Source organism: Pseudomonas sp. 102515, assembly GCF_031085165.1.
GTDB lineage: Bacteria > Pseudomonadota > Gammaproteobacteria > Pseudomonadales > Pseudomonadaceae > Chryseomonas.
Genome location: NZ_JAVHTY010000003.1, coordinates 586,694 through 602,420 on the forward strand (window position 1 = coordinate 586,694; position 15,727 = coordinate 602,420).

Annotated in this window: 14 protein-coding genes and 1 pseudogene; 4 read left to right on the forward strand and 11 right to left on the reverse strand. The window is 58.5% G+C overall.

What is annotated here, in order from left to right:
* Positions 1 to 15 precede the first annotated feature (15 nt).
* A complete protein-coding gene (locus RCF34_RS14130) occupies positions 16 to 534 on the reverse strand; it encodes a PilL N-terminal domain-containing protein (RefSeq protein WP_308708726.1) in 519 nt (172 codons plus the stop codon).
* Positions 535 to 978: 444 nt separating this feature from the next.
* Here RCF34_RS14130 and RCF34_RS14135 point away from each other — a divergent pair, with 444 nt between their 5' ends.
* A complete protein-coding gene (locus tag RCF34_RS14135) occupies positions 979 to 1,215 on the forward strand; it encodes a type II toxin-antitoxin system Phd/YefM family antitoxin (protein ID WP_308708727.1) in 237 nt (78 codons plus the stop codon).
* A gap of 418 nt (positions 1,216 to 1,633) precedes the next feature.
* Here RCF34_RS14135 and RCF34_RS14140 read toward each other — a convergent pair whose 3' ends face one another.
* From RCF34_RS14140 to hemA, 9 genes and pseudogenes are all read right to left on the reverse strand, one after another.
* Entirely contained in the window at positions 1,634 to 2,845 is a 1,212-nt protein-coding gene (locus RCF34_RS14140; RefSeq protein WP_308708728.1) for an STY4528 family pathogenicity island replication protein, read from the reverse strand.
* A 2-nt stretch (positions 2,846 to 2,847) separates the two neighbouring features.
* Positions 2,848 to 3,408, reverse strand: a complete 561-nt coding sequence (locus tag RCF34_RS14145; RefSeq protein ID WP_308708729.1) for a DUF2857 domain-containing protein — start codon at positions 3,406 to 3,408, stop codon at positions 2,848 to 2,850.
* Positions 3,409 to 3,437: 29 nt separating this feature from the next.
* The gene (locus RCF34_RS14150) at positions 3,438 to 5,006 is read right to left on the reverse strand and encodes a ParB family protein (RefSeq protein WP_308708730.1); all 1,569 of its coding nucleotides are present in this window, start codon (positions 5,004 to 5,006) and stop codon (positions 3,438 to 3,440) included.
* A 147-nt stretch (positions 5,007 to 5,153) separates the two neighbouring features.
* Positions 5,154 to 5,243, reverse strand: a pseudogene (locus RCF34_RS14155) (LysR family transcriptional regulator); the annotation flags it as partial.
* 14 nt (positions 5,244 to 5,257) lie between these two features.
* On the reverse strand, positions 5,258 to 6,457 hold the full coding sequence (locus tag RCF34_RS14160; RefSeq protein WP_077171168.1) for an MFS transporter: 1,200 nt from the start codon (positions 6,455 to 6,457) through the stop codon (positions 5,258 to 5,260).
* Positions 6,458 to 6,526: 69 nt separating this feature from the next.
* Complete coding sequence (gene asnB / locus RCF34_RS14165) at positions 6,527 to 8,383, reverse strand: asparagine synthase (glutamine-hydrolyzing) (protein WP_308708731.1); 1,857 nt, start codon at positions 8,381 to 8,383, stop codon at positions 6,527 to 6,529.
* 18 nt (positions 8,384 to 8,401) lie between these two features.
* Entirely contained in the window at positions 8,402 to 9,472 is a 1,071-nt protein-coding gene (locus tag RCF34_RS14170) for a Gfo/Idh/MocA family oxidoreductase (protein ID WP_308708732.1), read from the reverse strand.
* Complete coding sequence (locus RCF34_RS14175) at positions 9,469 to 9,969, reverse strand: GNAT family N-acetyltransferase (protein ID WP_308708733.1); 501 nt, start codon at positions 9,967 to 9,969, stop codon at positions 9,469 to 9,471. The genes RCF34_RS14170 and RCF34_RS14175 overlap by 4 nt, the downstream gene beginning before the upstream one ends.
* A complete protein-coding gene (hemA, locus tag RCF34_RS14180; RefSeq protein WP_308708734.1) occupies positions 9,969 to 11,201 on the reverse strand; it encodes a 5-aminolevulinate synthase in 1,233 nt (410 codons plus the stop codon). The genes RCF34_RS14175 and hemA overlap by 1 nt, the downstream gene beginning before the upstream one ends.
* A 153-nt stretch (positions 11,202 to 11,354) precedes the next feature.
* Between hemA and RCF34_RS14185 the strand changes: the two genes are divergently transcribed.
* The 3 genes from RCF34_RS14185 to RCF34_RS14195 all read left to right on the forward strand — a co-directional run bounded on the left by RCF34_RS14185 (position 11,355) and on the right by RCF34_RS14195 (position 13,752).
* A complete protein-coding gene (locus tag RCF34_RS14185; protein ID WP_308708735.1) occupies positions 11,355 to 12,197 on the forward strand; it encodes a helix-turn-helix transcriptional regulator in 843 nt (280 codons plus the stop codon).
* Between the two features lie 1,110 nt (positions 12,198 to 13,307).
* Positions 13,308 to 13,442 (forward strand): Lrp/AsnC family transcriptional regulator, encoded by a 135-nt coding sequence (locus RCF34_RS14190; protein ID WP_308708736.1) that lies wholly within the window; start codon positions 13,308 to 13,310, stop codon positions 13,440 to 13,442.
* Positions 13,429 to 13,752 carry an Lrp/AsnC ligand binding domain-containing protein gene (locus RCF34_RS14195; protein WP_308708738.1) on the forward strand — a complete coding sequence of 108 codons (324 nt, stop codon included), beginning with the start codon at positions 13,429 to 13,431 and terminating at the stop codon, positions 13,750 to 13,752. Before RCF34_RS14190 ends, RCF34_RS14195 begins: the two co-directional genes overlap by 14 nt.
* Positions 13,753 to 13,762: 10 nt before the next feature.
* Here RCF34_RS14195 and RCF34_RS14200 read toward each other — a convergent pair whose 3' ends face one another.
* A complete protein-coding gene (locus RCF34_RS14200) occupies positions 13,763 to 15,421 on the reverse strand; it encodes a DUF4214 domain-containing protein (protein ID WP_374941197.1) in 1,659 nt (552 codons plus the stop codon).
* Between the last annotated feature and the right edge of the window lie 306 nt (positions 15,422 to 15,727).

Sequence of the window (15,727 nt, forward strand, 5' to 3'; positions counted from 1 at the left end):
AGGACGCTCGCACCCTCACGATGGTCGGCCCTCGGTTGGGTAGGTCGGCGCAGGTGCAAAGCACACACGCCGAGCGAGCGAATCAACCTGTAGCGTCCAGGCAGGGCCTGCCAGGGTCTGCAGGGCGTCACGCAGCGGCAGCGGCCCCAACTGCAGGTGTGCGGCCGGCAAGGGCAGCGCATAGAGCTGAGCCGCCTCTTGCGTCTCGCACAGCGAAAAGCCGGAGCGGATCAGCACATAGCGCAGGGCATCGCCCACAGTACGGTCGGCGCCGGCGGGGATGGAAATGTCCACAACCTGGCGCATCAGGTTGCGTTGAGCGAGTTCAGGTCCTTGCTCGACCAAGGTGTAGCGTCCCTGGCGGACAACCAAAAGATCCTGTTCCGACACGGGCGCGGGCGAGCGCGCAAGAGGGGTGTCGGACAGCACGCTTGCTGGGTCGGATGGCAGCGGGGTGCAGCTTTGGAGCAGTAGGCCTAGGGCCGCCCCGGTGCAGGCAGGGATAAGGCAAGCGGTGGCGTAGGGTGCGCGCATGGAAGACTCCCGAGAAGGCGAGTCCCTACTTTCCAATGCAGGGCCGTCTTGAGGCTGCGATTAAGGCGTACTGGGGCTTTACCCGTTTTCGCTAGGCGTTAGCTAAGCAGGTTGGTTGCGTGCCACGCGATAGCTATCCCCTGGGGATAGCTATGAGCAGGTCGTACGGTAATTCTTGCGACGTTCCAGCGAGTACGTGTGGCTGCTGTATCGATCCACACAATTTGTCCGCATGCCCTCAGATCGACGGCATGAACGATCTGCGGCTCCATGGATTTCATGGGTAGCTCAAGCCAGAATCTTCGATCTGCGTACAATGTCGAGAGGCATTTCTGCTTGCAAAAAAAACCTCTGCTGCGGTTTTAGGACCTACGGTAATGCTTCTAAGCCGGCCGAAGGGCTTTTAGCACCGAATTCAAGCGACGTTTGAGACGGGAGTGAAGAATGCGTGTACTGACCTTTAGCCAGGCTTACGCCGACCTTGAGCAGGCGATGGACGAGGTTTGCCGAAACCACGAGCCTGCTGTAATCACGCGTCAGCGTGGCGAACCTGTTGTGATGATTTCTTTGGACGATTACAACGGTATGCGCGAAACCATATACCTCCTGGGATCGTCGGCTAACGCCAAGCGCCTTCGCGCCTCCATTGATCAGCTTCGGGCCAGCAAAGCCATCTCATAGGAGTGACCATCAATGAGCCATATGGCGATGCGATGTCACAAAGAAGGCTCAACAGCGTCTGAATCTCTTTACGTAGGATGGCCTGAAGGACGACGCCGAGGTGACCAACGTTGTCTCAGATGAGCCTTACCCGCACTATCGCCTGGGGATAGATACCTTCGGCGCCTGCTCCAGACTGAGCAGCATTGTCTCAGGCTATCCTCGGGGGATAGCTTTCCATAGAGAACACAGCAGTGCTGAGCAAAGCTGCGCCCTGTGAGCCAATTCCAAACTATCCCCCGGGATAGCTTTCAGGAGTGAACGCGGCGGTGCTGAACAATGTTGCGCCCGTTAAACCTGCCTAATCTATCCCCTGGGGATAGCTTCTCTGGAAGCGTACTGCCGTGCTGAGAACGTTTCCAAATGATCCTGCCCCGAGCTATCCCCTGGGGATAGCGTCCCGGGGAGGAAGACGCAACGCTGATCGCAGTTGATCTAAGTGAGCCCGGCCTACCTCAGGATTTCGCGACGTCTGGCACGCCGCACGCGCGGGTGGCGCTTCGGCAGGAACGATCGGGGTCGGCTCAGGCGGCAGCGGTGGTGGGGTTGGGGTGGACGCTGCAGCGCGGTTGAATTCGCCACGCAAAGCTTTCTGGATGATGCCGAACAGATAGCCCGCTGGATTGCGAACCGTTGAGCGTTCGCAGCGGGCCGCCCATTCATCAAGAATCGCCTGTCGCTGTGCAGGCTCCACGGGCTTGAGGGCCGCCAGGGCGCCGGACTGTTGCTCACGGTCAAGAGCAAGAAAGCGTGGGGGGAGTACGAGGTCGTTAGACAAGGTCATCTTCGTACGTACTAATTCTTTATCTACTTTACGTACAGTACGGTCTGCCTTCGGATTCCGAAGGGCGTCGTCAGAATTAGGGATTGCACCTGCTTCGGAATCCGAAGACGGTGCGGGCGTACTGTCTTCGGATTTCGGGATTTCACGGTCCGTTACCGCCAGTACGCTTTTGTCCGTCCAGCCCTGCTGAGCGAGACGTTGAGCAACAATCTGCAGGCGAGTGGGAAGGCTCCGCTGGTTGACCTGCGGATCTTCAGTTACCTCCTTTAGCACCTGTCGCGCGACCACCTGCACTGCCTTCGCCGCGTGGCTCAGTGCTTGGCTCACCAGCTTCAGATAGTCCGGATCCAGCTGGATTGCTTCGAACGGCGTGAGAGGCTCATCGTGCAGGACATAGAGGTTGCCCTGGATACGGCCGGTGTGAGGATCACGTTGTCGCCTGACGAGGCTCAGCCAGCGCGTCAGTCGGAGGAGGGCCAGAGCGCGGGCGACGGTTTCATTGGACGCTTGCGCGGCGCAAGGCATGACCGCTAAATACGGACGGAGCCGCTCGTAGGTCGGAAAGGCTGTCAGGCCGCTGCGATCCAGCAGCACGTGCAAAACCTGCCAGGCGTTGCGCTCTAGCGGCGTCAGGCGCCGATCAAGCAGGAGCGCGCGCGGCAGGCTGTCGTGGCGGTTACCGCTGTAGAGGAAACCATCCTGGGGCGTGCCGTCCGCCTTTGGGGATGGTTTGAGGGTGCGCAGGACGTCATTGAAGACAGCTGTCAGGGGCGCGGGACTCGCGCGCCGCAACGCCTCGTGGGCCATGCCTACGCTCCCTGTTGGCCGGTCCAGCGACGAACCGACGACCAGAGAAGGGCCAGCGGTACTTCATGCGCCTCAGCGAGCTCCATGGCCAGCTCAAGCATGGCGGTCTCGTCGTCGGTTGATAGCCCTCGCTGCGCTACCTCGGTTTTCCATTGCCGCCAAAGTGCAGCGTCCTGCGCATCGTCCAGTGCGGGATAACGGCCTTTGCGCTTGGGTAAGCCCAGCACCTTGCGGCGTAAGGCAACCTCTTGGTGGGTGAGCCCGAAGCGGTGACTGACCATCTCGCTGCTACTGCCCAGGCGCAGCATGCGATCAATCTGCGCGATTTCCTGACTCACATCGGCAGATTGTCCAAGCAGACGTTTGATCACGTCGCGATTGATCGACACCGTGCACCATGAGACTGGCGCATTCACCAGAAGGCTGACCAGGTCTGGCTGCTTCAGAGCGGCGAGCTCCTCCTCGTCAAATCCCATCGCTTGGCAGCGGCGAAGCTCGCCGTGATGTAAGTGGTGCAGGGCTTGGGTCAGGACGGCTTGGTTCAGAGGGTGGCTGGTCGACATGACAGAGGTTCTCGGAACATTGCACAGGATCAAGAGAAAGAACCGGCCTTTAGGCGGTTGAGGCGACGGGTGTGGCGGATGAGCCGGAATAGCAGTGAGAGCGAAGATCCACTTAGCGGAGCGATCTTGCCCGCCTGACCCTGCAAGAGCGCGCCGAGTCCATCGGCAAGGGCTGCACGGTCGGCCTGGGGTAGCGTCTGAGCGGTGCCGTTGAGCGCGTGCAGCAGAAGCAACACGGTACGCGCGGCGGGCTGCAGGGCATGAGCATCGGTCGGCCACGTACAGGAGAAGCCCAGGTGACTTGTCTGGTCGCTCACGTAGGGCTCGACACCTGCGTCTCGAGCCAGCTGCTGCGCAAGGTGTGCAATCTGCTCCCGCAGGTGCTCAGGTTGGGTGCGCACAGATTCAGGGGGCGTCGCATGGCCGCTGGATTTATCCCTGCCCAGAGAAGGTTGAGCCATGTGGGACTTGTTTCCCGCCTGCGCGAAGGGCTCACCGGTATGGCGGGCAATCAATTGCTGAATGGCCATGAGCCGTGGGGTGGTACCCGAATCAGTCTCATTGGGTGTCTGTCCCGGCACATGCGAAGTGCGCGGTGGCGTTTGCGAGAGCGCACGTTGGCGCATTTCCTGTTGATCGATGTCCAGTGCCAGCGCCTCGTAATGCATCCCGAGCGCTGCTGCCATTTGTGCGATCAGCTCGTCCTGTACGCGTCGTGGGCAAAAGTGCTCGCCCGTGGAATCAAACTGCGCCAATACGTGTTGGAACAATTCGGCAAAGGTGTGGCGCTCGCGGTGGTTTGCCAGACGCTGCCAGGTGCGTTCGCACGCCCGTCTTAGAATCGCAAGGCGTTCCACTTGATGCCGTCCAAGGCCGGCGTACAGCACGGTGGGTATGGCCGGTAGCAGATAGCGCAACGCTTCCTGCATACGACTGATGTGGGATTGGCGAACGGGGTAGCCATCCGCGTTGAGGCGCCGCGAGAGTTCGGATTGGGAGAGGGTGCGTCCGGCTTCTTGTTCGTAAAGCGCTTGCGCCCGTTGGATGGCCTTAGCGCGTTCGATGAACGTCAGGCCGCCACGGAGCTCGTTTTCGGCCAGGTGGCCCGTCAGTGCCTCCAGCTCGCCACGCTCAGTCCACGGACGATACCGGCAAGTCAGCCGGAAAAAGCGCTCTTCGCCAGTTTCGGCATAGAGCTCGCGCAGGATCGACAGGCGCGTATTACCCCCGCTGTAGATGATGTAGTGAGACTCGCCAGTACGCCGCGTGATGACAGGTACGCTGTCCAGACCACGCTCGCGGATCGAGGCCTTGATCTCGTCATAGGCCGGATTCCTTACCGTACGGGGGTTATGATCAAAGGGACGCAGTTCGTCGAGGGTGACAATCCGGAGTGACTCGTAGGCCGTTCCTGCCTTGTACGTTTCGGGCTCCAGGCGAGAATCTTCTACCGGGCTATCTTGGTGAGCCTTGGCAGGAACGCCCTGTCGGGAGGCATGGGATTCGGCATCGCCGGAAACTGTTCGGGCCAGCGGGTCAAGTGAGTCAGGTTTGATCGGCTCGTCAGAGCCGGCGGCTTTATGAGGATACGTGTGCATGGCAGACGTAAGGTCAATTGAGTTGGAGTGAATAGGTCCGGTCTCCGTGGCGCCTGCAAACGGTGCCACCGTCGGTGGAAACGCCCTCATAGCGCACGACCAACAGGAGATACCAGGGTTAAATCGCTTCTGGCGCTCTCCCTAAACCGACTGCTCGATATGCAGTCGTGCCGCTGCCCGGGCAACATGACGTTCTTTTGCCGCGGCAATGAAACAGCGTAAGTGGCGCAGTTCCACAGCCTTTCCTTCAGTCAGTGTTTAGAGTCGAGATAGGTGTGATTGGATGCCGTGCCTTTCTGGCGTAGTAGGAGCAGTTGGGCAAAGGCGCCAAGTGCGGCTACGCCGGCAGCGTAGAGCGCCAGATTACCGACCGGTTGTTCGAGCAGTAGAACGAACCCGCCTGCAGCCGCACCAAGAGCGCTCCCCAAGTACAAGGCTGATTCATTCAAGGCCACGGCAAGGTTGCCATCACCATGGTGTTGGCGCGCCTGGATCAGCTCGTTGTTCTGCGGTACCTGCAGGGCCCAGCCGACCGCGCCCCAAGCGGCAATGGGTAGCATGACAAGCCACTGATTCCACTGCGCGGTTTGAGGAAGAAAAAGCAGAGACAGTGCCAGAACGACCATGATCCCTAGGGTCAGCACCGCACCACGAACGCGATCAACCAGGGGGCCAATTAAGAAACTTCCTAGTACACCGCCGATACCCCATACCCAGAGGTAGGGCGTGACAGAGTGGATACCACCGTAGGCAGGGTCGGACAGCAGAGGGGCGATGAAGGTATACATGCCGAGGCTGGATACGGCCGCCAGCAACGACACGAGCAAAATGGTCAGGACTCGGCCATCGCTGAGCATGGCGAGTTTTTGGCCAAGGGAGCTGGCGGTCGCCTTGGGTAGCGCTGGCAGACGCAGGTAAAGGCCCGCCCAGCTCACAGCGCCCAGGAGCGTGATCAACCATAGAGCTGCTTGCCAGCCCCATTGGTCAGCCAATAGCAAACTCAGCGGTACACCAAGGACCACACCGCTGGCCATGCCGCCCAAAATTACGGCGATACCTTTGCCGCGGCGCTCCGGAGTAGAGAGCGATGCGGCGGCAGCAATGCCCATGGCGAGGTAGACACCGGCACCAATACCGGCGATTGCGCGGCAAACTACAAGCGTCAGAAAGCTATCAGAAAGGGCGCTTCCTGCGTTCGCAAGTACGAAGACCAGTAGGGCGAGTAACAGTCCAGCACGTTGCCGGTTGGGCGGCACAAGGGCGACGAACACAGGCGAGCCGATGCCATAAGCAAGGGTAAAGGCGGTAACCAGTTGGGCCGCCATGGCTACTGACACTGAGAGGGAGCTTTGGATGAGCGGGATGAGCCCTGCTGTCACATAGGAGGCCATCCCAAGGGCGAAAGCGCCCAGAGCGATGAGATAGGTAGGTGAAGTACGATTTGAAGGCATGACAAAGTCCTCACGGAGGTGAGTCGGTAAATAGGAAGTGAAGGGGCGACGCGGCGGTCGCCCAAGTAGCTAGAAAAGCTCGACGCTGACGTCGTACTCGCGCAACCAAGTATCAAGCCCGACCGCGAGTTCCATACCCATGCGGTCATACATAGGCGAGTGGGCGCCAAGGGGCCTTTCTAACGCTGCCTCTACACGGGTGAAGTCGAGGAAGGGGCGGACGGGCGCATTCGAGTCATCCTGGATAGCGGCTAGGGCTCTGCGTAGCCCCTGCTCGTAAGCGGGATCTTGCGTCGAGGGGTAGGGGCTCTTCACGCGCTCGACGATAGACGCTGGCAGAAGGTCGCGTGTCGCCGCGCGCAGAATGCTCTTTTCTCTACCGTCGAAGGCCTTCATCTGCCAGGGGATGTTGAATGCATATTCGACCAAGCGGTGGTCACAGAACGGCACCCTTACTTCCAGTCCAACCGCCATACTCATCCGGTCCTTGCGATCTAGTAGCGTCTGTACAAAACGGGTCAGGTTAACGTAGCTCATCTCCCGCATCCGGCGATCACCGGCGGCCTCACCCGGCAAGCCGGGCGCTTCAGCAATAGCCTGCGAATAGCTGTCCTGCAGGAAGCTGTGCATATCCAGATGTTTTAATAGTCCTGGATCGAACAACGTCTTGCCGTCGAAATATTTTTCCGTCACGGAAGTCAACCAGGGAAAAGTGCGCGCTTGGATGGCAACTGGATCGTGGAACCAGCGGTAGCCGCCGAACACTTCGTCTGCGCTTTCTCCGGACAAGGCGACAGTAGAATGCCGTCGGACCTCTTCAAAGAGTCGGTAAAGCGACGGCCACATATCGCCCCAAAAGGCGGGGGGTAGGTCCAACGCTCGGATAACCTGAGCTCGCAGTTGCGGATCGGCAAGTTCCCGACTGTCGAGGACGACCTCGCCATGGTGGGACTGGATCTGCTGCACCAAGTCCGTCACGAAGGGTGCATCGGCCGTGCCTCGAACAGCATCGCTTGCGAAGCCCTGGCCATGATCAGCGAAATCCAACGAGAAAGAACGGATGTTCTCTTTTCCCGCTGCAAGTAGCTTGCGCGATGCCAGCGCTGTGATGATAGAAGAGTCGAGTCCGCCTGAAAGCAGACTACACAAGGGCACATCCGAAACGACCTGACGCTCAACTATGTCTTCGAGTAGATCACGCGTGTGGCCAATGGTCTGGTCCAACGAGTGCTCGTGCTCCCGTGCTTCAAGCTTCCAGTAACGCTGCCGTTGCAGACCACTGCGGGCAATCCTGATCCATTCGCCGGGTAGCACTTCGCGCATGCCAGCAAAGATGGCCTGCCCTGGGGTTTTCACCATCTCAAGGATTTCACGCAGACCGTCTGCTTGAATCTTGCGAGGTACCAGAGGGTTCGCCAGCAAGGCTTTGGGCTCGGAGCCAAAAATCACGCCATCGGCAGTTGGAAAGTAATAAAGCGGCTTGACCCCCATCCGGTCACGGACCAGTAGCAGTTCTTGCTTGCGTCTGTTCCAGATCGCGAAGGCGTACATGCCATTGAGTCGTTCGACGAAGTCATAGCCCCACTCCAGATAGGCGTGCAGGACTACCTCGGTGTCGCTGCGAGTCTCGAACTGATGTCCGAGTACTTGCAGATCACGCCGGAGGTCCTGGAAGTTATAGACCTCGCCACTGTAGGTGATGGCTACCGCCTCAGGGTCGCAGCCGAAGGCCGCCGTCATTGGCTGGCGACCGCCTTCGAGGTCAATGATGGAGAGGCGTCGATGTCCGAATCCAATTGGTCCATCAATCCACAGGCCGCCCGCGTCAGGTCCTCGTCGCGTCATCGTTGCGGTCATGCGCTCCAAGGTAGAACGCTGGAAGTTAAGATCTTGGCTGAAAGACAGCCAGCCAGTAATGCCACACATTGGCGGTCTCCTTTGAAATCAGCCCAGAGTTTCCAAGTCACTCGTTTCCGGCAGCAGGCTGCGGTTCCCGTAAGGGACATAGCAGGCCGGAGCAGGGCAGCGGGCTGAGGACTCAATCAGGTTAAGCTGGTGCTGTAGAGCGATAGCCGTTTGCAGGTCGGCAAAGGGCTGTGAGGGCATCTCGCGAAGGGATACCCATCGCACTACGTGGCGGCAGAGGCGACTCAGCTTGTGTAGGGTTTCGAGTCCGGGTTGGGCAGGGCTAAAACACTGTTCATCGATCAGTTGCTCCCGCCCTTGATCATTGCGCGTCCAAATTCGCAGATAATCCTGATCCCAGGACGGCGTATCGAAGACCAGGCGCGTCTGAATGACTCGCTGTTCTTGATCGATGAAGCTGAAGTCCACCGTGCGCTGACGCACAATGTTCACGAAGCTGGCATAGCCTGCGAGTGTGGCCTGGCCCAACGTTCCGGTGAGAGAGACGGTATCCAGCACGGAATGTCCGGAAATCGAGAAGTCCGAACGTACTCCGATCACATCGTGAATCTGCAAAGGATCAGCGGAGGAACAGATCCACGACACCAAATCCAGCGCATGGATGACTTCACTGGTGACACCGCAGGTAGGGCGGTAGTCATTGAGCCGGTCCTTACCCCAGTGAAAGCTGGCCCTCACCAGCGACCAACCCTGTGCGCTGATCTGCCGACGCAGAGATTCTGTGGCGGGTGAGTACCGTTCTACCAAGTCCAAGGCAAAACCACTTACCTGACTTAGCTGCTCGGCAACAAGTGTCAGGTCGTCAGCGGGAGTAACGAGTGGTTTCTCGCACAGCACGAAGCCACGATATCCGCTTAGCTCCGTCAAGATTCGTGCATGACTTTCATCGTTGACGCTGACCACGACGATGTCGGGCTCGAAGTGATGAAGCGCGGACGCCACCGTAGGAAAGAATGGCAGTTCTGATGCCTTGGGTTTCCGATCAACATACGCCAAGCGCAAGGGCATGCCAGTACTGACGCACAGGTGTTCAAAGGCACGCCAAAAACGGTGACCGGCATAGCCCAGACCGATGATCAGGACGTTCATGGCCGGCCCTCCGCACGTACCAATAGGGCTTCGCCAGTCGAGGCGAATCCGAGCCTCTGGTAGAGCGAGGTAGCAGCAGGCGTAGTTTGTAGAGCGACCGAGTTCACTTGGCGCGTCCTGAACCAGTCTAGAAGCCGCTGCATGAGTGCCTTTGCGATACCGCAGCGGCGTAGCTCAGGCGCTACGGCAACCGATTGAACCCAACCCGATCGGCCATTAAGACAGTCGGGAGCCGGGGCACGGTCATCAATGATGCCTGTGGCGCAGCCGAGTATGGCTTGGGTGTACTTATGCTCAGCGCACAGGATGAGTACCCGATCTGACCCTTCAAGACAGGTGGCCAGCCAAAGCGGGTAGGCCCTGCGCCAACGCTCAGTGTCTGTGGGTGTACGGCTGGCGTAAGGCGCTCCGCCGGCATCGAGTAGATGGGCTCTGAGCTCGATGAGCGCAGGGATGTCGTCAGGCGTAGCACGACGGATGTCGTAGGAGATGCTCATCACGCAACCTCCGCACCAACCCGCTGGGAGGCAAAAGGAATGGCGAAGTGCTCGAAGGTTTCCCGTAGGGCAAGGGCCAGTTGCTCGATCTGCTCATCGCTATGGTTGGGCGTTGCGTTAACGCGGAAGCGTTCCGTGCCTACGGCGACCGAAGGAAAATTGATCGGCTGGAGATAGATGTGATGGGTTTGCAATAGGCGTCCTGCAGCCGCTTTGCAACGCTCGGCATCGCCGATTAGTACCGGCAAGATGTGGGTGCGTGAGCAGGGCATGACGGGGATGTCTTGTTCCAGAAGCTTGCCGCGCAGCTTGGCGGTATGCGCGTGCAGTCGCTGCCGTTCTGCGTCACTGTCCTTGAGGTGTTCGATACTCTTGATGCAGCCTGCCGTTACCGCGGGCGGCAGCGACGTGGTGAAGATGAAGCCCGTTGCAAAGGAACGTACAGCATCAATGATGACGGAGTTTGCGGTGATGTAGCCACCGATTACACCGATGGCTTTGGCCATAGTGCCTTGAATAATGTCTACCTGCTCCGCAACGCCTAGTTCAGCCGCAACACCGGCGCCCTGAGGCCCGTACATGCCTACCGCATGTACCTCGTCGAGGTAGGTTAGAGCGTTGTATCGCTTGGCCAGCGCAACAATTTCTTTAACGGGTGCGACATCGCCGTCCATGGAGTAAATCGACTCGAAGACAATGATCTTGGGTCGGTCAGAAGAGTAGGTTTGTAGCAGTTGCTCCAAGTGCTCGAGATCGTTGTGCCGGAAGATGTGGCGCTCATTCGAAGTTGAGCGGATACCGTTGATGATCGAAGCATGGTTACGCTCATCACTGATCACCACGCAATCGGGCAGCTCTCGCAGCAGACACTGCAAAGTGGCTTCGTTAGACCCGAAGCCGGTAGGGAACACTAGCGCCGCTTCCTTGCCGTGCCAGTCGGCCAAGCTTTGCTCTAATTGTCCGTACAACGCATGGGAGCCCCCAATGTTGCGGGACCCCCCCGAACCTGCACCGTAGGTGTCCAAGGCCTCGTGCATGGCGTTACGTACCTCGGAATGCTGGGACATTCCGAGGTAGTCATTGCTGCACCACATTACGACCGCTGATTGCGAGTCGTCGGCCAAGCGAGCCAAAGGGTAACGACCACATAAGCGGTCCAAGGTCGTAAAGGTGCGGTACTGGTTGGCTTGTTTCAGGGCTTCCAGCTTCTGATGCAAGAGTGTGTTGTACATCGGTGTGACTCCTAGGCAGTAATAGCAAGCGCGTCTATTTCTCCTCGCGCGGCAGCCCTGACGTAAGGCACTCGGCGCCAGGACGCGCTATTCTTCGCACCCTTTTGAGCCTGTTACAATTTGGTTGCTTATACTATTACTGGGAGTAATTGCATGTCGGCGGCGCGGTCTTTCGAACGTTCTCGGATTGAGCTTGCAGAGTTTCTAAGAAGCCGCCGGGAGCGGCTGACGCCTGAAGAGGTTGGGTTGCCGTCCGGTGGTCGACGACGGACACCTGGGTTACGGCGTGAAGAGGTAGCGACGCTGGCACGAGTGGGTCTCAGTTGGTACACCTGGCTCGAACAAGGCCGAGAAATCAGCGTGTCCTCGACTTTTCTGGACAATCTATCCCGTGCACTCAAGCTCGATGCCACGGAGCGTCGTCATCTCTATCTACTCGCCCAACAGCGGCCACCGTGTGAGCCCGGCAGGACGTGGTGCGTGGTTCCGCCCCTGATTATCCGGTTGATAGAGGATCTGAATGCCCGCCCGTCCTACGTCTTGAACCTGCGCTGGGATGTGTTGGCTTGGAATGACGCGGCCGACCGACTGTTTGGCTTTTCGGAGCAGACCCCTGAGCGACGTAATTTGCTTTGGATGCTGTTTACGTCCAAGCGGTTACGCCAGCTTCTCGATCCGTGGGAGGGCCAGGCAGTCCAGATCTTTTCGAGCTTTCGGCGCGATTTTGTTCAGGGAACCCAGGACGCAGACATCGTGGGACTGGTAAAGGACCTGGAGCGGGTAGCGCCGGAATTTTGTGACTGGTGGAATCGCCAGGATATCCATGGGCCCTGCCAAGGCATCCGGTACTTCCAATTGGACGGGATAGGCAAGGTGGTGTTCGAACACACGACGCTCACTGTCGATGTGGACCGCCATCTACGGCTGGTTTACTACGCTCCACAGATGGATGGAGCACAGGACGCGACGTTCGAGCGCTGGCTTAAGGAAGGGTAGAAAGAAGCTTAAGTCACGAAGCCAAGTGACCTGGCTGCGGAGTATCCATGACCAGGTCGCGTCTCGACTACAGATTTGCAGCCTACGCTGATGAAAAAGCGGTGGTAGCTGCCTTAGAGAAATCCCTCGCCAAAGCCCATAGGCTTTTCTAGTCGTCATAACCTCATGGACAGCTGAGCGCCACACGAGCGACGCTCAGCTGTCTCCTCACCTAGGGGTGACGTGCCTCTGATAGCGCTCTGCGATAGAGCGTCACCATTTCATCGAGTAGATCTCGAGCCATATAGGCCGAAATTCGCTGACGTAGGTCTGTTGGGCTATCCGCGTTGCCCTGATCGTTGGCTAGGCGATCCAACAGGTCGCTGAGCATTGAAGCCCGTATATCCGCGTCTGCCTCTGGTGACTCCCGGGTGAGTTCGGGTTGTCGCAACGAGGCTAGGTTGGCGGGGAAGGGAAGGACCGCGCCTTTCATCTCAGCCATTGTTCACCTCCACCATGGAGGTACAACGCAACGAGCTAAGGTTGGGGAGGGGCGCGAGCTTAAAAGGAAGACGATGCATGTTCATGCTGCTCCTTGGTTCGGTTAAGGAGCCGCCACCACCGTTGCTACGCGGTATGGAGGCGGACCGTACGGGGGTAGCAAACCGGGAACCAAGGGAACCGGCCAGGCCGAAGCCTGCCCCGCACGGCCCGCCATAGAACGCGCACAACCAGATGCTAAGCATTGGCTGTGAGCTATGACGCTGCCGCGCCTTGGTTTGTCAGGTTGCTACACCCGGCCACGGGATTGACCGTGACCCGTAAAATCTAACGTTTAGGCCCAGCGACTGCAAATAGTTGCCACGGATTGCGCCCCCGTTTCCGCCGCGTCTACTGTGGCCAGACCTTCTTCCCGCCTTGTTCATCCAACGCATAGGGTTTGGGTGCTGATAGAGCCTCACCTTCTGCCTCGGCCATTACTGTCAACGCAGAAGATGTGGCCCTTTAGGTTAGTTAGTGAGTGTCCATAGACTGCGCAGACTGTCCAACCAACACGACGCCGAAAGAGCTAATGGAGGCGACATTGCCGGCTTGAGCGAAGCCCCCGCCCGCCCCTGTCAGGCAGCCACGATGTTCACAAGACTCGATCCGACCGACTGGCAGCTCATCCACATGCTGCGACAGAACGCCCGCATCTCCTACGTCACCCTGGCCCACCAGCTGGGCGTGGCGCACCACCGTGGTGACCTGCTTGGCGCGGCTTGAGCGCGACGGCATCATCCAGTGCCTGGGCTCCGAATTAGAACAGGCCACCGTCCGCGTCTACTGCGCCATCAGCGTCCTGCCGCGCAGCACCGTCGGCGTCATCCGCGCGCTGGAAAAGATGATCGAGGTGGAGGAAGTCTCCTCCGTCAGCGGCCAGTTCGACTACCTGGTCTTCCTGCGCTGCACCACCCACGAAAAGCTCGACGACCTGCTCGACCGCATCGGCAACCTCGAAGGGGTCAAGCAGATGCAGACGTCAATCATCCTGAATCGGAAGATCGATCGGCGGGGTGGGGCAGGGGCTGCCTAAGCAGGCTCGGTCAGGATTGTCGGTTACGATATTCGGCGCTGCCTTTAATAGCTGTCACCACATCATCCAGCGTCATGGAGCCGCTGGTGACCTGAGACATCCAAGTGTTCATGCCGCCACTATCGGCATCACGGCCCAAATAGGTTCGATACAACTGCTGGATCGCCGACTGGGCATGAGCAACACCCTCCGCACTGCCAGCAATAGCTGCCTTCACGGCTGCAGTCGTCATTGCTCCGCTGGATATTTGCTGGACCCAACCGGTTAGGCCCGGCTGATCGGCATTGCGTCCTAGATAGGAGACGTAGAGCTGATTAACTGTTGCCTGGAGGTTACCTTGATATTCGGAGCTTCCTATTAAGGCTGCTGCGACGGCATTGGTCGTCATGGCGCCACTGTTCAGTTGGCCTGACCAATAATTTAAGCCAGCACTATCGGCAGTACGACCCAGATAGGTCTGGTATAGCTTTTCGACAGCTGAGCGGTTCTGATATTCAGCGCTACCCATTATTGCGTTGATGACGCTTGCTAGAGTCATGCCACCATTAGCCAATTGCGTTGACCAATACACGAGGCCAGCCTGTTCGGCCTCTCGGCCTAAGTAGTCACGATATAGCCCAGCAACGGTATCAACATAATTTGCACTAGCTAGCGCTGTGGCCGTTTCATTAGTCCCAGTCAGAGGGCCGATCCTCGTGCAACTTGAATCATCCAGATAGGCCTTCAGGGTGGCCCATTGAGGCCGATCCACGCCATTGATAGGCTCAACGGAAAGATTGTAATTGGCCCAGCCTGGGCCGGCAGCCCAATAGGTCGCTGGTATGCAATTCTGTTTCAGGTAGGCCAGCATCCGGCCCATGATCACATTCCAACGAGGATCGCTGTCCGGGATCCCGAATTCACCGATCATACCGCGTTTGCCGTTCTTCTTTAGCCAGTCGACGAAAGGCTTCACCCGCTGGACACCGTAGTCGTCCGGATAGGCACTGGCACTGGTCACCGCGTAGTTACCACCGCCTCCCTCGCCATCGAAGTAGGTGTGTGCCTGGAAGATCAGATTGTTGGCTGGATCCTTCAAGGCAAGCAGGGAGTCGTTCCACTGTGGCCAACGGGTAGCTTCCGCCCAACCATTGCCTTCGATCATGATCGGCCGGGTCGAATCGACTGAGCGAACGCCGTTGATGCCGTACTGGGCGGCTACAGACCACTGAGCCACGGCGTCGTGAGGTTCGTTCATGATGTCGTAGGCATAAAGCGAAGGCTGAGCACTCCAGCGCTGCGCAATACGTGCCATGACGTCCTGGTAGGCGGCATAGGAGACATTGCCAGTGCCAATCACCACACCGCGATAGCGCATGTAATTGTGGAGGTCCAAGACGACCTTCATACCGTACTTATTGGCGTAACCGAACGTACGGTCAATAAGTGCCGCATAGGTCGGATCGAACGAGCTACCCAGTGTTGGCTGCAGACGCTCCCATAGAATGGGAAAGCGGATCAGTTTCACTCCCCGGCCGCTCCATTGGCTGAAGTGCGCTTCCACGGGAAAGATGTAGTTCGTGCCATTTATCCCGGGCAGCACCTGGGAGGCAAACCCAGCGCCGGAAAGGTTGAGGCCGACCAGCGAGACCTGTTCGGCCTTGACCTTGGCGCATAGGGCGCTGGTCATGCAGATGATGGCCAGGGTACTGCACAAGAGCTTCGAATAAATCATCGGTGGGGGCTGCCATGTCAATTCTGGAATGTCATGGCCACGTCTGGAATCGAGCGTCGACACGCAAGTCTGCGGCGCGAGATACCGGAGTGATGGGCTGACCAGCGAGATATCTGCTGGTACCGAAGCTTTCTTGAGCCTTGCTCGACGAATGGACGATGGGCTACTCCACGGCTCCTTACCGCAGTAGGAGCAGGCAAGGCCGAAGCCACTGCGTGTGCTACGTCTAGCCAATCCGTAGGGGAAAATACGCAAAGCGCG